General features: G+C 67.3%; 16 protein-coding genes and 1 pseudogene. 9 read left to right on the top strand and 8 right to left on the bottom strand.

The window, feature by feature from the left end; genetic code table 11:
• Positions 1-3 precede the first annotated feature (3 nt).
• On the bottom strand, positions 4-1,782 hold the full coding sequence (locus AC1DY7_RS13725) for a peroxidase family protein (protein WP_477494230.1): 1,779 nt from the start codon (positions 1,780-1,782) through the stop codon (positions 4-6).
• Positions 1,783-1,801: 19 nt separating this feature from the next.
• On the opposite strand from AC1DY7_RS13725, the gene AC1DY7_RS13730 reads away from it, so the two are divergent.
• Complete coding sequence (locus AC1DY7_RS13730) at positions 1,802-2,626, top strand: serine hydrolase domain-containing protein (RefSeq protein WP_477494231.1); 825 nt, start codon at positions 1,802-1,804, stop codon at positions 2,624-2,626.
• A 112-nt stretch (positions 2,627-2,738) separates the two neighbouring features.
• The gene (locus AC1DY7_RS13735) at positions 2,739-3,251 is read left to right on the top strand and encodes a DUF3145 domain-containing protein (RefSeq protein ID WP_477494232.1); all 513 of its coding nucleotides are present in this window, start codon (positions 2,739-2,741) and stop codon (positions 3,249-3,251) included.
• A gap of 74 nt (positions 3,252-3,325) precedes the next feature.
• On the opposite strand, the gene AC1DY7_RS13740 is transcribed toward AC1DY7_RS13735, so the two are convergent.
• The 4 genes and pseudogenes from AC1DY7_RS13740 to AC1DY7_RS13755 all read right to left on the bottom strand — a co-directional run.
• Complete coding sequence (locus AC1DY7_RS13740) at positions 3,326-4,243, bottom strand: alpha/beta hydrolase (RefSeq protein WP_477494233.1); 918 nt, start codon at positions 4,241-4,243, stop codon at positions 3,326-3,328.
• A 5-nt stretch (positions 4,244-4,248) separates the two neighbouring features.
• Entirely contained in the window at positions 4,249-5,697 is a 1,449-nt protein-coding gene (locus AC1DY7_RS13745; RefSeq protein ID WP_477494234.1) for a flavin-containing monooxygenase, read from the bottom strand.
• Positions 5,694-5,930, bottom strand: coding sequence for a hypothetical protein (locus tag AC1DY7_RS13750; RefSeq protein ID WP_477494541.1), 237 nt, complete (start codon positions 5,928-5,930; stop codon positions 5,694-5,696). Before AC1DY7_RS13750 ends, AC1DY7_RS13745 begins: the two co-directional genes overlap by 4 nt.
• Positions 5,931-6,037: 107 nt before the next feature.
• Positions 6,038-6,151 (bottom strand): annotated as a pseudogene (locus AC1DY7_RS13755) (short-chain dehydrogenase); the annotation flags it as partial.
• A gap of 80 nt (positions 6,152-6,231) precedes the next feature.
• Between AC1DY7_RS13755 and AC1DY7_RS13760 the strand changes: the two are divergent.
• Entirely contained in the window at positions 6,232-6,876 is a 645-nt protein-coding gene (locus tag AC1DY7_RS13760) for a TetR/AcrR family transcriptional regulator (protein ID WP_477494235.1), read from the top strand.
• On the opposite strand, the gene AC1DY7_RS13765 is transcribed toward AC1DY7_RS13760, so the two are convergent.
• From AC1DY7_RS13765 to AC1DY7_RS13775, 3 genes are all read right to left on the bottom strand, one after another.
• The gene (locus AC1DY7_RS13765) at positions 6,813-7,913 is read right to left on the bottom strand and encodes a methyltransferase domain-containing protein (RefSeq protein WP_477494236.1); all 1,101 of its coding nucleotides are present in this window, start codon (positions 7,911-7,913) and stop codon (positions 6,813-6,815) included. The genes AC1DY7_RS13760 and AC1DY7_RS13765 overlap by 64 nt on opposite strands.
• 76 nt (positions 7,914-7,989) lie before the next feature.
• Positions 7,990-8,880, bottom strand: a complete 891-nt coding sequence (locus AC1DY7_RS13770; protein ID WP_477494237.1) for a diacylglycerol kinase — start codon at positions 8,878-8,880, stop codon at positions 7,990-7,992.
• Positions 8,877-10,457: an FAD-binding oxidoreductase gene (locus AC1DY7_RS13775; protein WP_477494516.1), complete on the bottom strand. Its 1,581-nt coding sequence runs from the start codon at positions 10,455-10,457 to the stop codon at positions 8,877-8,879. The genes AC1DY7_RS13770 and AC1DY7_RS13775 overlap by 4 nt, the downstream gene beginning before the upstream one ends.
• Before the next feature lie 20 nt (positions 10,458-10,477).
• On the opposite strand from AC1DY7_RS13775, the gene AC1DY7_RS13780 reads away from it, so the two are divergent.
• From AC1DY7_RS13780 to AC1DY7_RS13805, 6 genes are all read left to right on the top strand, one after another.
• The gene (locus tag AC1DY7_RS13780; RefSeq protein WP_477494238.1) at positions 10,478-11,062 is read left to right on the top strand and encodes a TetR/AcrR family transcriptional regulator; all 585 of its coding nucleotides are present in this window, start codon (positions 10,478-10,480) and stop codon (positions 11,060-11,062) included.
• Positions 11,059-12,576 (top strand): glycerol-3-phosphate dehydrogenase/oxidase, encoded by a 1,518-nt coding sequence (locus AC1DY7_RS13785; protein WP_477494239.1) that lies wholly within the window; start codon positions 11,059-11,061, stop codon positions 12,574-12,576. The genes AC1DY7_RS13780 and AC1DY7_RS13785 overlap by 4 nt, the downstream gene beginning before the upstream one ends.
• Positions 12,577-12,744: 168 nt before the next feature.
• A complete protein-coding gene (locus AC1DY7_RS13790) occupies positions 12,745-14,385 on the top strand; it encodes an ABC transporter substrate-binding protein (protein WP_477494240.1) in 1,641 nt (546 codons plus the stop codon).
• On the top strand, positions 14,382-16,013 hold the full coding sequence (locus AC1DY7_RS13795) for an ABC transporter substrate-binding protein (RefSeq protein ID WP_477494241.1): 1,632 nt from the start codon (positions 14,382-14,384) through the stop codon (positions 16,011-16,013). The genes AC1DY7_RS13790 and AC1DY7_RS13795 overlap by 4 nt, the downstream gene beginning before the upstream one ends.
• Positions 16,013-16,957: an ABC transporter permease gene (locus AC1DY7_RS13800; RefSeq protein ID WP_477494242.1), complete on the top strand. Its 945-nt coding sequence runs from the start codon at positions 16,013-16,015 to the stop codon at positions 16,955-16,957. The genes AC1DY7_RS13795 and AC1DY7_RS13800 overlap by 1 nt, the downstream gene beginning before the upstream one ends.
• Entirely contained in the window at positions 16,957-17,799 is an 843-nt protein-coding gene (locus AC1DY7_RS13805) for an ABC transporter permease (RefSeq protein WP_477494243.1), read from the top strand. The genes AC1DY7_RS13800 and AC1DY7_RS13805 overlap by 1 nt, the downstream gene beginning before the upstream one ends.

Here is a 17,799-nt window from a genome sequence, read left to right on the forward strand (position 1 = left end):
AGGTCAGTCCGCGAGCCCGCAGGAAAAGCTCGCACGCACGGTGTCGGGTGCCGTGCAATTCCGCGCGATCAACTGCTGTAGGGACTGTGTGTCCTTGATGATCGACATTCCCGCCTTCGAGAAGGTTTGTTCGTTGAACACATTGCGGGCCAGGAGCGGATTGGTGAGTGCTTGCGTGAAGGCATCGTTGGCCACCATCGTCGTCAACAGTTCGCCCATCATCGCGTAATCGGGGTAGTCCTCAGCGAATATGCCGACGTACCACTCGAGGTTGTCGATATGCCCGTAGAGCTTCTCCAGGCGTTCCCGAACGTCCGCGTCGGCTGTCAAGTCGCGGAAGCTGTTCAGCCGCTTGAGGCTGAAGGCTTCGCGGTAGTCGTTGTACGAGCTCAGCCGTGCCTGCCGCATCAACGTGATCGTCCGTTCCTCGACTGACGGATGGTCCGGATCGGACCGATCCACCAGGAAATACGGTGTGTTGAGAAGACCGATCTTTCCCGCGCGTTCCGCGGAGAAGTGCGTCACCAGGTACTCGATCCCGCGGCTTAGCACCAATGGATTGTTATTGCGAAAGTCTTTCGGGCTCAATTGGTCCGGCCCCTCGCCGATGCTGTCGGGCACCAGCATGTGCCAGCGGTAGAGCAGATTGAATTCGATCGAGCACCAGTTCTGCCGGTTCCAACGCTCACCATCGGCGATGTACGGGACCACCTGGAGGGGAAAGTCGAACGGGCCGATGTGTTTGATGTATTCCTCGACGACGAGTTTCAGCAATAGGACGATCATGACGTTGCGTGTTGTCTCGAACAGTCGGTCGTCATCCCAGTCCGGGTGCCGGCCGTTGAGCAGATGTGCGATCCGGTTGTGTTCGCGCAGGAATACGGTGTCCAGCACTGTGTGGCCGATGGTGGAGTTGCCGTGCTCGAGACCGACCGCGAACACCGAATCCTTCCGGTCGTCGGGAACGTCGCCGAGGATCGTGTAAATGAAGAACTCTTCATCGTGAAGTCCTCGGAACTCCGGCTTGAATTCGAGTGGGCTGCCTGGTTCACGCGGATTGAAGAGGAATGGCGGGAACTCCTCACCGTCGATGAGCTGACTCTTGAGTCGCCCGCCGTGGTGCTCGCGCAGCATGGCCGTCTTTTCCGCGCTGAGCCCGTAGATCTGGCACAGGTCGATCTCGTGGTTGGAGGTGTTCTTCCGGCCCATCGTGTCGGCGCGGCTGGTCCGCAAGAAGCTGTCCGTGAACCACTGCGCGAAGAACATGAACATCGCGCTGGTGTCGGTGGATTTGATTTCCGCCTCGCGGCGGTAGAGCCCGGTCACGTCGGCAGATGCGGGCAGTGCTTCCGGCGGCGTGGTCGACGGCGGGAGGTGGCGTCCGCTGTAGGTGCGATCGGTGAGGCTCAGCCAGCTCGTGTAGTCGCTCGCGAGCGAGAGCGCGCGCGGACGAGGTGGACTGGCATACCCGTAGTAGTTGATCACCAATCGGCTGGCGGTCTCTCGCAGAGGGCCGACGGCACCGATCAGTTCGACGATCTTCGGCAGTCGCCGAGTCACTGATTCGGGCAGGTTCGGCGGCTTCAAGCCGAGTCGCGATATCGCCTTGCGTGGCTCGCGGACCAACAGCAACGGTGTCGAGAACATGCGGCTCCCTTGGGTAGACAAAGATTTGGCGGAGGCGGGTGAAGGGTCTGCCTTGATCGTTGTCGGTGCGGGGCCGGCGGATACGCGTAGCGCGATACTCGCTTGCTCCTCGCCGTCGATGGGTGGGCCGGGCACGCACGTAGCATTCGTGGCCGTGAGCGCCCTCGATGTGTTGTCCGACTGGCCGGTGCCCGCGGCCGCCGCTGCGGTGGTGGGACCGGCCGGGCCACTGGCCACCCACGGCGACGTCCGCCGCGTCTTCCGGCTGGCCTCGGTGACCAAGCCACTCGTCGCGCGCGCCGCGCAGGTCGCCGTCGAAGAGGGGGTCTTCGAACTCGACACCCCGGCCGGCCCGCCCGGGTCGACGGTGCGCCACCTGCTGGCGCACGCCTCCGGTGTGTCGATGCAGACCGCCGACATCCTGGCCGAGCCGGGCGCCCGGCGCATCTACTCCAACTACGGCTTCGCCCTGCTGGCCGCCGCGCTGCAGGATGCCGCGGACATCGACTTCGGCGACTACCTGCGCGAGGCGGTGTTCGCGCCGCTGGGCATGGCGGATTCCGAACTCACCGGCGGGGCCGACGCCGCCGGGTACGGCGGGCAGTCCACGGTCACCGATCTCGCGGCGTTCGCCGGTGACCTGCTGCGCCCGGCGCTCGTGTCCAAGCAGTTGCACGGCGAGGCGGTGTCGGTGCAGTTCCCCGGCCTGGGCGGGGTGCTCCCGGGATTCGGATCGCAGCGGCCCAACGACTGGGGCTTGGGGTTCGAGATCCGGGACGGTAAGTCACCGCACTGGACCGGGTCGCTGAACTCGGCGGATACCTTCGGGCATTTCGGCCAATCGGGCACGTTCATCTGGATCGATCCCGCCGCTGACCTGGCCTTGGTGGTGCTCACCGACCGCGATTTCGGCGACTGGACCTATCCGCTGTGGCCGGCGATCTCTGATGAGGTCCTGAGAGAATTCCGCGCACACTAGCGCAACAACCGCCCCACGAGGCACAATAGACACGCACGAAACAACTGCATCGCTTTGGTAACTACGAGGTCGTTGGGGAAGACGTCCCTAGTGGAAGCCGAAGGAGCAGATGATGCGTGCGTCGAACCAGTTCGCCGATGCGACGACTGGCGTGGTTTACGTTCACGCCTCGCCCGCGGCGGTATGCCCACACGTGGAGTGGGCCCTTTCGTCGACCCTGTCGGCGCGGGCGAACCTGAAATGGACGCCCCAACCGGCCCTGCCGGGGCAGCTTCGTGCTGTCACGAATTGGGTCGGGCCGGTGGGCACCGGTGCACAGCTGGCCAATGCCCTTCGTTCGTGGTCGGTGCTTCGTTTTGAGGTCACCGAAGATCCCAGTGAGGGCGTGGATGGCCACCGCTGGTGTCACACCCCGCAGCTCGGGTTGTGGAACGGCCCGATGAGCGCCAACGGCGACGTCATGGTCGGGGAGCAGCGGCTGCGCACCATGATGGCCTCCGGCGCCGATGCCCTGGCCGCCGAACTGGACACCGTGCTGGGTACCGCCTGGGACGAATCGCTGGAGCCGTACCGCGGCGGTGGCGACACCGGCGAGATGACTTGGCTGAACCGCGGAGTCGGCTAGCAGTATTCCGTCGAGTGGCCGGTTATCACACGCGAATCGTGCATCGCCGTGCGAGAACTGGCCACTAGGCGCGGCTAACGCAGCCGCGGGGCCAGGAAGTCCGCCGCCAGCGCCGCGGGTTGTCCGGGGTCGGCGGTGAAGACGTGGTCCTGGCCGGGTAGAACATGAATCTCGCCGTGCGGGAAGACGGTGACGAAGTGCTCTGACGCGGCGGCGGGCACTGCCTGGTCGTCGGCGCCCTGGATCACGGTGACCGGACCCGCGTACTGGGCCGCGACCTGTTCCAGCGGCAAGGTCTGCCCGGTGAGGATGTAGTTGCGGCCGACGTGGAAGTTGTTGACCGAGGCGACCACCTCGGGTGGATTGGCCGGGTCGAATCGCGTGCCCAGGAAGTCTCCGGACCGGGTGGCGGCGGGGATGATGCTGGCCGGGGCGAACAGTGCGACGGCCGAGATCTTGTCGCCCAACTCGCCGGCGAGCATCGACGCGACCACGCCGCCCTGGGAATGTCCGGCCAACCCGATGGTCGACACGAACGGTAGGCCGCGCGCGTAGTCGTACATCACCCGCGCGTCGTCGATCTCGCCGGGGACCGTCATGTCCTCTTGCCGGCCGCCGCTGGCGCCATGGCCGTCGAAGTCGAATCGGAGTGTGGCGATGCGCGCGTCCTGCAACGCGTGGGCCGTCGCGCGGATCAAGGCCTCGTTCTGGTTGCCACTGAATCCGTGCATGACGATCACCAGCGGCACGTGTTCGCCCGGCGCCAGTGGCGGAACGTCGAGCGTCCCCACCAGGCGGATACCGTTGCGCCACAATTCGATCGGCTCGGATTTCGCCGCTGCGGGGGCCGGGGACGCGGTGGCCAGCTGCACCGCTGCGGCACGGGTCGCCGGTGCTGACGCCTCGGTGCCCGGGTCGGAGGCGCAGCCGCTCACCACGAGCGACAGCGTCGCCAGGGCGCCGAGAGCGAGCAGGTGGATGTTCTCGGGCATGCCGCCTAACGTACCCGGTAGTGCTCTGGGTCCGGTTCGGCCAGCATCCGGGTGAGTGTGGCCCGATCGAACGGCCACAGGTCGACGGTGCCGCCCTCGGTGAAGTACCACGAATTGCATCCGGTGTTCCACACCGTCGGCCCCATCGCATCGGCGACGGTGGCGTTGAACTGGTCGGTGGCCTCTTCGGTCACCTCGACCTCGCTGATCTCGCCGTCGCGGAACCGCTTGAGCCAGGCCACGATATAGCGCGCCGTGGCCTCCGCGGAGTACTGCAGCGGGATCGAACCCGTCGGTGAGTTGGGCCCGAGCACGGTGAACAGATTCGGAAAGCCGGGGATCGCCGTCATCCGGTAAGCGCGTGGGCCTTTGACCCATGCGTCGTCGAGGGTGACGCCGTCGCGACCGACGATCGACATCGGGCGCATGTAGTGGTGTGCGTGAAAGCCGGTGGCCAGCACCACCACATCGACGTCGTGGTGTACACCGTCGGCGGTCCGGATGCCGGTCGCGGTCATCTCGGTGATGGGTGTGCTGACCAGCCGCGCGTTGGGCCGGGTGATCGCGCGGTAGTAGCTGCCCGACACCACCTGACGTTTGCACAGCGGCTGATAGTCGGGGGTGAGCTCGGCGCGCAGGTGCGGGTCGCGGATCTGGGCGCGCAGGCTCAGCCGGGCGTAGGCCTGCACCAGGCTGCGCCGCCAGGACGGGGTGGTCACGACGTCGGCGAGGATGTTCGACATCCACTGCAAGCGGTCGAAGGTGAAGGCGTGCAATGCAGGCCAACGCCGCAGCGCCGCGGTCAGGGCCTTGGGCTGACGCAGCCACATCGGCGCCCACAGGATCCACTGGGGCGAACGGGCGAAGTGCAGCACCGTGCGGGCACTCGGTTGCAGGGCCGAAACCACCTGTACGCCTGTGGAACCCGTCCCGATGACCGCGACACGCTTGCCGTCGGTTTGCACGTCGGGATCCCAGCGCGCCGTGTGCACCACCGGCCCGGTGAATCCGTCCATGCCGGGAATGTCGGGGATGAACGGGTGGTGCAACACCCCGGTCGCGCAGACGACGAAGTCGGCCACCAAGGTGTCACCACCGCAGGTGTTCAGCGTCCAGGCGCCGTCCTCGTAGCGCGCCGCGGTGATCTCTGTGTTGAGCCGTAAGTGCGGCGCCAGCCCGAACCGGTCGACGACATCGCGGTGATAGCGCTGGATGTCGGTGCCCGATGCCCACAGATGGCTCCACTGCGGGTTGGGTGCGAAGCCGAATTGATAGATCTGCGAAGGCACATCGCAGGTGAGGCCCGGGTAGCGATTCCAGTGCCAGACCCCGCCGACATCCGAGCCCTTCTCGACGATCGTGAAATCGGTGAATCCGGCCTCGCGGAAGGTGTGCGCCGCAGCGATACCGGCCATCCCGGCGCCGATGATGACGATGCGGACCCTACGCGTCATGATGTCGTTCCCGAGTGGTCCTTGGCGTGGCGTTGCAGCCGCTCCAGGTAGACCGCCCGCGCCGTGGCGTCGATTCCGGTGAGCGCCCGGCGGTCGTCGATGCGGGCACGTACCGCACGTTCCAGGAACTCCGGGACGAGCGCGTCGACCAGGGCCCACATCGGTGCGACCCAACCAGGTACCGAGGTACGGGCCGCGCGGGTGCGCACGGTGCGGAACACGGCCTGTGCCACAGCTTCTGGATCGACGGTGGGCAAACCACGGCCCAGTGGTACGCACTGCAGCAGCGTAATTCGCCGGCGGTGCCGGCCGCGACCTCGGCATCCACGTCGCCGACCCACACTGTCGCGCCGCGCGCGATGAACAGCTCGGCCGTCTTGGCGCCGATACCGCGCGCGCCGCCGGTGACAACGACGACCGCGCCGTCCGCTGTGGCGCTTCTCGTTCCCCGCATCTGCAACCTCCCGTAGTCCAGATACTGACGGTATCTGAATACTGGGAGTCAAATCAATACCCTCGGTTTATGATCTGGGGATGCCGCGGCTGACCAGGGCGCAACGCCAGGAACAGACCCGCGCCGAACTGCTCGAGGCCGCCCGGCAGCGATTCCTCGCCCACGGCTACGCCGCCACCAGCCTCGACGACATCGCCGAGGACGCCGGCTATTCCAAAGGGGCGGTCTACTCCAACTTCGGCAGCAAGCAGAACGTGTGCCGCGCTGTCCTGGAGCTCATCCACCGCGAGAAATTCGGCGAGATCGCCGAGCTTGCGACGGCCGATGCCGATCTGGACAGCCGGATCGCCGCCGTCAACGCCTGGTTCGACCGCACCGTCGGCGATGTCGGCTGGACCATGCTCGAACTCGAATTCGTCGTGCTGTCCCGCAACGACCCCGAACTCACCGAGATGATCACCGCGCTGCGCAACGAGGCCGCGCAGTCGGTGGCCGGTGTGCTGCGCTCACTGTCCGCCGACGTGGGGATCGACGAATCCAGCTCGGTGTCAGCGAGTTTGGGTGACCTGGGTGATCTGTTGCTCAGCGCCGGTATCGGCCTGGGCATCCAGCGCGCCATCGATCCGTCCATTCCCGCGCGGCCGGCCACCGACGCCATCGGCTATCTGGTGAACATGCTCGGGGCGATCGGATCATCGCCGGGCCCAACGGGATCCAGCCGGTAGCCGACCAGGCCGCGCACGATCAGCATCTGCAGCAACAGATCGATGCGGGTCTGCAGGTTCGCGGGAGCGTCGAGTCCCGCACCCGCGAGACGTCCGCCTGCCGCCGCGATGAGTTCGTGCCACGCCACCGTCTGGGGCCAGTGGGCGGTGAGCACGTCCAACGCTGCCTTCACGCCGTGGTCATTGGTGTAGATCTGCCGGGCACCGGCCTCGCCGTAATGCTGGTTCGTGTGGTCGAACCGGGTGAACCCGTCGGTGACCGGTAGGTGGGTGGCGAAATGCAGCCGGGGGAATCGAGCCGGACCGACGTCGTAGCGGATGTGCGCCGCACGGTCGGCGTGCACCACCAGTGACTGGCGAAACGCGCGGTTGCTCACGAAGTCCAGGCACTGCTCCAGTTCCAGCTGGCTCGCGCACTCGTCGAGAAGGCGCTGCGCCGTCTCCTCGCTGTGGTTGGCGGCGTACATCGTCTCGGTCTGGGCATCGGCGAGGTAGGTCAGGTCGTGCACATCGAGGCGCTCCACGAAGTCCACCAAATAGCAAGGGACGTCGTGTAACACTTCCCTGGATTGCCGGCCCGGGTAGACGTTGTAGCTCACGCATGCCACCCCGTCGGGTGTCAGCGACGCACGGATGGCCGACAGGATCGCCTCGCGGACGTGCTCGGGTACCCAGCTGTAGACCCCATGACAGATGACGAAGTCGAACTGTCCCAATGCATTCACGTCGATCTCGGCGATATCCCCGTGCATGAGCGTCACATTCGTGAGGCCCATGCGCCTGGCCGCACGGCGACCCGCGGCGATCTGAACACCCGACAGGTCGATCCCGACGACCGCGGCGCCAGGGTGCGTCGCCGCGAACGGCAACAGATTCGCCCCGGCGGCACAGCCGATCTCGAGGACACGCGCGGTCACGACCGGGGGTGGGTCGATGCCGAAAAGGTGTGCCACCGCAGCCAGATGGTCCGGTGCGGCCGCCGGATGCACGAGGGAACCGTACGGCGCCTCGTCGTAGTCGGCGCGCAGCCTTTGCATCGCTGAATCCAAGACATCCCCTCCTGTGCTCGCTAGCAGGAGATGGTTACACGCGTGGCTGGCAACCGGCCGCAAACTACCTGCGCAGCAGCTTCAGTGCGCCCGGCATCGCCGAGACCGTGACCGGCAGCGGGCAGGCGAAATCGCCGTCGGCGTACGCGTTGATGCCGGGGGAGTCGACCGTGATGCTCGCCGCCCGCCTGGTGGTGACTTCGGGGAGGTTTACGTGCGTGCCCTTGAACACCGTGGGGAACAGCCGGATCAGTTTGGTGCGCGATGCGGAGTGCGCCATGGTGATGTCGAGCAGGCCGTCGGTCGGATCGGCTCCGGGACAGATCAACATGCCGCCGCCGTAACTTCGGGTGTTGCCGAAGGCTGCCAGCGTGAGATCGGTGACGATCTCGGGCCCGTCGTCGAACGTGAGGCGGAACGGCAGCAGGCGCAGCCTGGACAGCTCGGCGACCATTGCGACGTTGTAGCGCATCCGGCCGTGCGGCCAGGTCATCCGGTTCGTGCGGTCGCTGACCAGGGAATCGAAGCCGGCCGCCATCACGGTGCCGAACCATTTCACGCCGCCGGTCGCGTCGATGATCCGGCCCAGATCGATGGTCTGGATGTGGCCGTCGGCCACCACGTCGGCGGCGGCCTCGGGATCGCCTGTGGGAATCTGGAATTCGCGCGCGTGGTCGTTGCCGGTGCCGGCCGGGATGATCCCGAGCGGCACGTCGCCGCGAGCGAGTGCCTGCAGGGCGACCGAGATGATCCCGTCGCCTCCGACGACCACCAGAGCGTCGGTGCCGCGGGCGAGTTCGTCGTCGACGAGGCGGCGGGCGTGCGCGGCGTCGGTGCCGACGATCTCGCACACATTGATGCCGCGCTGCTGGAACCGTGCGATGGCGCGCTCGGCCGCATGTGGCGCGTTGCCGTGCCCCGACGCCGGATTGGTCAGGACGGTGATCCGGTTCACGGAATCAGCTTGCCGGGGTTGAGGATTCCCGCGGGGTCGAGCACCGCCTTCACCGCGCGCAGCACCTCGACACCCAGATCGCCGATCTCGTCCCGCATCCAGGGCCGGTGGTCGGCGCCGACGGCGTGGTGGTGGGTGATGGTGGCGCCGGTGCGCACCATCGCCGCCGAGGCGGCGGCCTTGGCCTTGCTCCACTGCTCGATGGGGTTGCCGCGCTGGGCGGCCACGACGGTGAAGTACAGCGAGGCGCCGGTGGGGTACACGTGCGAAATGTGGCACATCACCAGCGCCTGTGTGCCGGTTTCGGCCAGCGTCGTGGTCAGCGCCTCGGTGACGGCGGCCTTCAGGGCCGGGATGTTCGACCAGGAGGTCGCCGTCTCCAGCGTCTCGCACAGTGCGCCGGCCACCAGCAGGGAATCCCGCAGGTAGGGCGCGTTGAACCGGCCGTGCTCCCAGGCCAGGGCCGGTGCCTCGCCCAGCGAAGTCCCGCCGTGGTCGGCCAGTACCGCCCGGGTCTCGGCGTGCCGACTCTCGGCGTGGGCCGCCGTGCCCTCGAACGCGGTGATGGCCAAGCATCCGCCGGTGACGCTCTGCTCGCCGATGCTCTCGGTGGTGGCCAGGTTCACCCCGGTCTCCACCTCGTCGGACAACCGGATGACGGTGGGGCCCGTCCCGGTCTGGATGACCGCACGCAGTGCCGCTGCGCCGGTGACGAAATCCGGGAACGACCAGGCCTCGTGGCGGGTGGTTTCCGGGACCGGATGCACCCGGACCTGGACGGCGGTGATGACACCGAAGACACCCTCGGAGCCGACGATGAGCTGGCGCAGATCGGGACCGGCCGCCGAGGCCGGGGCGCGTCCGAGGTCGAGCACACCGGCAGGGGTCACGGTGCGTAGCCCGCGGACCATGTCGTCGAAGCGGCCGTAGCCTGCCGAGTCCTGGCCCGAGGACCGGGTGGCGGCGAATCCGCCGATGGTGGCGAACTGGAAGCTCTGGGGGAAGTGGCCGAGGGAGAAGCCGTGTTCGGCGAGCAGGCGCTCGGCGTCGGGTCCGGTGACCCCGGCCTGCAGGACCGCCTCGCCGGACACCGCGTCGATGCTGAGCAGTTGGTCGAGACGCCGGAGATCCAGTGACACCACGGCGTGGAACTCGCCGCGCTCCGGATCGAGGCCGCCCACCACACTGGTACCCCCGCCGAACGGGACGACGGCGATGCGCTGCTCGACGCAGAACGCGAGGATCGCTGCGATCTGCTCCTCGGTGCCGGGCAGCAGCACCGCGTCGGGCGCGTCCTGAACGCCGGTATCCTTGCGCCGCAACAGGTCCGGAGTGGACTTACCGCCGGCGCGCAGCAACCGGTCGTGGTCGTCGACGAGGCAGTGCCCGGCGCCGACGATGGCTTCGAGGGCCGCGCGCTCGCCGGCGGTCACGCGGGACGGATGCAGCGTCACCTGCTCGGCGGTGATATCCGGCGTGCCGGCGTCCTCGATGCCCAGCGCCTGCTTGAGCAGGGCCCGTATTCCGTCGGACAACGGCTTGGCGGCCGCGGGATCACCCCAGGCATTCCACTTCATCATGAGTTACAGTATTACATATGATGTCAATCAGTAACGATGACGACGGTGAGTCGCTGGGCGAGCGGATCCTCGACGCCGCCGCCAGTTGCGTGCTGGCGTACGGCATCGACCGGGTGACCCTGGCGGAGATCGCCCGCCGCGCCGGTGTCAGCCGGCCGACCATCTACCGCCGGTGGCCCGACACCCAGGCGATCCTGGCCGCACTGTTGACCGCGCGGGTCACCCGCGTGCTGGTCGACGTCGGCGAGCGGGGTGAGGGGCGCACCGCGCTGGTGACCCGGATGGTGGCGGTGGCTGAACGGCTCCGCCACGACGACATCGTGATGTCGGTGCTGCATCACGCACCCGAGCTGGCCATGGTGTACATCGCCGAGCGGCTGGGCACGAGCCAGCAGATCCTGATCGACGCACTGGCCGGCCAGCTCAAACTGGCTCAGGAACACGGCAGCGTGCGGACTGGTGACCCCCGGCAACTGGCCGCCATGTGCCTGCTGATCACCCAGTCGGCCGTGCAGTCCGCGCAGATGGTCGCCCCCATCCTCGGCGCCGAGGCGCTGGCCGCCGAACTCGAACACGCCCTGAACGGATACCTCACGTCATGAACACCTCGCTGAACGCCGCCCGCCGCCGCGCGGAACTCGCCGCCCTCGCCGACGCCGCGCACGTCGACATCGTCGTCATCGGCGGCGGCATCACCGGGGCTGGTATCGCGCTGGATGCCGCCAGCCGCGGGCTGTCGGTGGTGCTGGTGGAGAAACACGATCTGGCCTTCGGCACCAGCAGGTGGAGTTCGAAGCTGGTGCACGGCGGGCTGCGCTATCTGGCCACCGGCAACGTCGGGATCGCCCGGCGCAGCGCCGTCGAACGCGGAATCCTGATGTCGCGCAACGCCCCTCACCTGGTGAAGGCGATGCCCCAGTTGGTGCCGCTGCTGCCGTCGATGGGCCGGGCCTCCCGGGCGCTGGTACGCACCGGATTCGTCGCGGGCGACGGGCTGCGCAAACTGGCGGGCACCTCCGCCTCGATCCTGCCGCGGTCACGCCGGGTGGACGCCGCCCGCGCCGTCCAGCTCGCTCCGACGGTGCGCCGCGGCGGTCTCGACGGCGGATTCCTGGCCTACGACGGGCAATTGATCGACGATGCCCGGCTGGTCACCGCCGTGGCCCGGACCGCCGCCGGGCTCGGTGCCGTGATCCTCACCCGGGTGGCGGCGTCGGCGGCCACCGGGACCTCCGTCACCCTGACCGACGAACTCACCGGTGAATCGTTCGGGCTCGCCGCTCGCGCCGTCATCAACGCGGCCGGCGTCTGGGCCGGGGAGGTCGACCCGTCGATCAAGCTGAGACCCAGCCGCGGCACCCATCTGGTGTTCGACGCCGCGGCGTTCGGGAATCCGACTGCGGCGCTGACCATCCCGATTCCCGGCGAGCTGAACCGGTTCGTCTTCGCGATGCCCGAGCAGCTCGGCCGGGTGTACCTCGGCCTCACCGACGAGGAGGCGCCCGGCCCCATTCCCGATGTGCCGCAGGCGACGCCGCAAGAGGTGTCCTTCCTGCTCGACACCGTGAACACCGCCCTGCAGACCACCCTGGGCGTGGGCGATGTGCTGGGCGCCTACGCCGGACTGCGGCCGCTGATCGACACCGGGGAGGGCAGGACCGCCGACGTGTCCCGGGAACACGCGGTCACCGAATCGTCGTCGGGGGTGCTCAGCGTGATCGGCGGAAAGCTCACCGAGTACCGCTATATGGCCGAGGACGTCCTGGACCGGGCCATCGCCCTGCGCGGCATCACCGCCGCGCCCTGCCGCACCAGGAATCTGCCGCTCGTCGGCGCCMCCCGGGACGTCGTTGGGGGATTGCCGCATTCACTGGTCGCGCGCTTCGGTGCCGAGGCGATGGAGGTGCTCGCGGGTGCGACGTGCGCACGGCCCGCGGAGCCGGTGGCCGACGGCGTCGACGTGCTGCGCGCGGAGTTCGAGTTCGCCGTCAACCACGAGGGCGCGCTGAGCGCCGGTGACATCCTGGACCGCCGGACCCGGATCGGGCTGGTGGCCGGCGACCGGGAACGGGCCGCCGCGGTGGCCGCGGAGTTCATCGCCGCCCGGGACACTTAAGCCGGCGGGCAGACAATCCCGTAGCGCAAAATCATTGGTCGCCGGAACCGGTCCGGCCACACTGATCTGCCATGCATGTCCTTCGTTCTGAGGCCGCGCCGCGATGTCGGCGGCGCACCACATCTGTGCAGCCCTCAGCACGTTCACCGAAGGACACCTCCACACCTCATGGCAACCTCATTCGCCCGGCGCCGGTTCCTGGCTGCAAGTGCAGCCCTGGCGGGTACCGGACTGCTCGCCGCGTGCGCACCCCGTAACCCCGCCGGTCAACCGGGTGTCGCCGCGGGAGGTGCGCCCAGGGCGGGCGGGTCGATCACCTACCTCAACGAGAAGCTGATCGACGCCTATCAGCAGCAGCGCACCGGCTCGTGGCATGTCGCCCAAGTCTGGAATCAGGTGGTGGACCGGCTCTTCTACTACGACGCGGCCGGCCGATTCACCCCGCACCTGGCCACCGGATTCACCCAGAACGATGACCGCACCCGCTTCGTCGTCACCCTGCGCGACGGTGTCACCTTCTCCAACGGGGAGAAACTCGACGCGGCCGCGGTGGCCGCGAACCTGAACCTGCTGGGCAAGGGTGACGACAAACGCGGCATCCCGCGATCGGCCTACTTCCCCAACGAATACGCCGAGGCCGTGCCCGTGGGCGAACACGACGTCGAGATCCGGTTGAGCGCGCCGTTCGGCGATTTCATCCAGAAGCTCGGTGCGTGGACGACGGTCGGGATCCTGGCGCCGGCGACCATCAACGCGAGCCTGGAAGAGCAGTCGGATCTGAGCAAGGTCCACGGCACCGGCCCCTTCGTCGTCGAATCCTGGGTGCCCAACAAGGAAGTCGTGCTCAAGCGGCGCGAGGACTACGCCTGGCCGCGTGCCGACGCCAAACATCACGGTGCGGCCTATCTGGACAGAGTCACCGTCCAGCAGGTGGTGGAACCGTCCCTGCGGGTGGGTGCACTGCAGTCCGGCCAGGTCAACGTCATCCACTATGTCCAGCCCACCGAAGAGCCGCGCATCCGGGATGCGGGCTTCCAGCTTATTGCGCCCAGCTTCTTCGGCAGCGTGTGGGGACTGCAATTGCGGCTGACGGCACCGCATCTCGACGATGTGCGGGTCCGACAGGCGCTCACCCACGGGATCAACCGTCAGGAGATCCTGCAGACGAACTACCCGGGCGGGGAATGGACCGAGGCCAAGTCGATCTTCAACGATGTCGTGCCCGGCACGCTGGACCTGCGGGACCGGTTCGCCTACGACCCGCAGCGGGCCAACGCCCTGCTCGACGAGGCGGGCTGGACCGGCCGGGACGGTGACGGATATCGGACCCGCGGCGCCGACCGACTGGGGCTGCTCATCTACCCATCGGTGTTCATCACCACCAGCAAGGCCGACCTGCAGCTGATCGCCCAGCAGTGGAAGCAGATCGGCGTCAAGCTCGACATCAAAGGCGTGGATTTCAGCAACTACAACACCGTTACCGCCGCACCCGATGTCCCGCTCTATGAAAACCATTGGCTGGCAGGAAGTCAGAGCGAGGCGTGGCGTTGGTGGCACAGCTCGCAGGGCAACCAGTTCAAGAAGCCCGGACCCGAACTCGACGGGCTGCTCACCGATCTGTCGCAGGCGCGCTCCGATGACGCGCGGGTGGCGGCGTCGGGGAAGGTTCAGGAGTACGTCATCGACAACGCCTACTACATTCCCGTGCACGAGTTCCGGCAGACCTGGGGCGCCGACCCCTCCGTGCAGGGACTGCAGGTCGACGGGCTGGGCTTGATCAGCTTCTACGACGCCTGGCTGAGCACGTGAGCGCCGAGCTGAACCGGCGCCGGCTGCTGGCACTCGGTGCCACCCTCGCCGGCGCCGGGGTGCTGGCCGCCTGCAGCCCGCGCACCGGACCGGTGGCAGGGCAGGGGAGTTCGACGCCGCGCCCGGGCGGCGAGATCGTCTATCTCAACGCCCATCTGAACCCCGCCTATGCGCAGCAGCACATCAATTCCTGGCACACCCTGCAGGTGTGGTCGCAGTTCGTGGAATACCTCTTCTACTACGACGCGGCGGGCAAGCTGGCACCGCACCTGGCCACCGGCTACACCCACAACGACGACTTCACCGAGTTCACCATCGCGGTGCGCCAGGGGGTGACGTTCTCCAACGGGGAGAAACTCGACGGGGCGGCCGTCGCGCAGAATCTGAACCTGCTGGGCCTCGGCGACGAGAAGCGCGGCATCCTGCGGGTGGCGAATCTGCCGACGAGTTACGGGCAAGCCGTGACGACGGGGGAACACGAGGTTCTGGTCCGGCTCAAAGAGCCGTTCCCCGGTTTCGTCCCGATCCTCGCCGGGACCTCGACGACCGGGATCTTGGCACCCGCAACGCTGAAACTGAGTTTGGAAGAGCAGGGCGACCTGAAGAACACCTGGGCCACCGGACCTTTCGTGGTGGAGTCCTGGGTCCCGAACAAGGAGATCAAGCTCGCCCGGCGCGACGACTACGACTGGCCGCGCCCCGAGGCGCCGCACCAGGGCCCCGCTTACCTGGAGCGCATCACCATCCAAGAGCTGGAGGAGGATTCGTTGCGGGTCGGTGCCCTCGATTCGGGCCAGGTACAGGTGATCCACTACACCCAGCCCACCGAGGAGCAGCGCCTCGGTGAACATGGCTTCACCGTGCTCGACTCGTTCATCCCGGGCAGCGTCTGGGGCCTGCACCTACGGCTGACGGCACCGCATCTCGACGATATCCGCGTCCGCAAGGCACTCACCCACGCCATCGACCGGCAGGAGATCGTCGACACCCTGTACAACCCGGCGTGGAAGGTGGCCACCGGCCCCCTGAACGCCGGCACCCCGGGGGCGGTCGACCTCAGCGACCGGTTCGCCTACGACCAGGGCCTTGCCAACCGGCTGCTCGACGAAGCCGGTTGGACCGGACGCGACGGTGACGGCTACCGCACCAAGAACGGTCAACAGCTCAGCTTCATCGAGTACCCGTCGGTGTTCATCACCACCTCCAAGTCCGACCTACAGCTGATCGCCCAGCAGTGGAAACGTATCGGCGCCAGGCTCGAACTCAAGAACGTCGACTTCGTCAACTACAACACCGTCACCGCCGACCCTTCGGTCTCCTTGTACGAAATTCATTGGGCGGCACCGTATCCGAACTTTCTGTGGCGGTGGTGGCACTCGGGCCAACAGAACCAGTTCAAAGCCCCCGGACCGGAACTGGATGCCCTCTTGGAATCGGTCGCCGCCGCCAAGACCGACCACGACGCCTACGCCGCTTCGGCCAAAGCCCAGGAGTACGTCATCGACAACGCCTACTTCATTCCCGTCCACGAGTTCCCGCAGAACTTCGCGGCCGCACCGAACCTGCGGGACATCGCCGCCGACGGGTACGGCCGAATCCGGTTGTACGACGCCTGGCTGGACGCCTGATGTCGGCCACCGCGAAGTACGTGTCGTCCCGGATCGCCCAGGCGGCCATCGCCGTCCTCGGCGTGTACATCGTCGTGTTCGTCATCGTCACGGTGCTGCCCGGAGACCCGGTCTCCAGTCATCTGCGCAATCCCGAATTCAATTACACCGAGGCCGAGATCGCCCAACTGCTCGCGTATTACAAGCTGGACCGTTCGTTGTGGGAGCAGCTCGGGGTGGCGCTGGGCCGGCTGGGTCACGGCGACTTCGGGCTGTCGCTCTCGGCCAATCGCCCGGTGACCGCGGTGCTCTGGGACGGTGTCCCGTCCACCCTGCAGTTGGCGGGCACGGCTTTCGTACTCTCGACGATCTTCGCCTTCGGCATCGCACTCGCGGCGTTCTACCTGCCGTCCCGGTTCGGGGGCGGCCTGTTCCGGGCCTTTCCCTCGCTGTTCCTGTCCATGCCGAACTTCTTCATCGGGCTGATCATCATCGACGTGTTCTCATTCCAGTTCGGGTTCTTCAAGATCAACGACTACCAGAGCGTGAACGCGCTGATCTATCCTGCGGTCACCCTGGCCATCCCGGCCTCGGCGCCGATCGCCCAGGTGTTCATCACCGCCCTGGACGAAGCTCGTGCCCAGCAATACGCGACCGTGGCAATCGCGAAGGGCATCAGCAAGTTCCAGCTGTTGGTGCGGCACCTCTTCCCGAATGCCGCCCTGCCCACCCTGACCATCGCCGCCATCATCGTCGGGGACCTGCTCGGCGGATCGATCATCACCGAGGCCATCTTCGGGCGCACCGGGGTGGGCAGCATCATCGAACTTGCGGCCACCGAACAGGACGTCCCGGTGCTGCAGGCCGCCGTCACGCTCGCCGCCGTGCTGTTCCTGCTCATCAATCTCGCCGTCGACCTGGTGTACCCGATCCTGGATCCACGCCTTCGCCAGGGGGTCTCCTGATGGTCGCGCTCGCCGCCCTCCCGCGCCTGACGGCTTGGCGCCCGGCCGCGAAGGTCGGCCACCTCTACACCGCGCTGGCGGTCCTCGTCTTGCTCACTGTTCTGGCGTGGGCCGTTGTCCCGCAACTGTTCACCGGGCACGACCCGTACGTCGGGGTACCGCTGGACAAGTTCTCGCCGCCGTCGGCCGAGCACTTGTTCGGCACCGATCAACTCGGCAGGGACATCTTCGCCAGGGTGGTCTTCGGTACCCGGCCTGCGGTGCTCACCGCGTTGTTCGCGGTGGCCATCGGGCTGCTGCTGGGCGGGCTGGTCGGGCTGGTCGCGGGCTTCTTCGGCCGCACCACCGATGCGGTGCTCGGCCGGTTCATCGACATCCTGCTCGCGATCCCCGGGTTCCTGCTGGCGGTGATCGTGGTGGTGTCGCTGGGTTTCGCGACCGTGAACGCCGCTGTCGCCGTAGGTGTCTCGTCCATTGCGGTGTTCGCCAGGCTCGCGCGTTCGGAGGTGTTGCGGGTGAAGAATCTGGCCTTCATCGAGTCCTCGTACCTGATCGGCAGTAACCGGCTGACGGTCCTGTTCGCCCATGTGCTGCCCAACGCGTACCGGTCCGTGCTGGCTCTGGCGGTGTTGCAGTTCGGCCTGGCGATCATCAGCATCTCGGCACTGGCGTTCCTCGGCTACGGCAATCCGCCGCCGAGCCCGGACTGGGGTCTGCTCGTCGCCGAGGGTAAGGACTTCCTCTACCGGTACCCGTGGCTGGTGTACACCCCCGGCCTGGTCATGGTGGCGTCAGTGGTCGCACTCAACCAGCTCAGCAAGTCGATCGGCAGGGGGAACTGA

This window comes from Mycobacterium sp. P2_H7 (assembly GCF_056403275.1).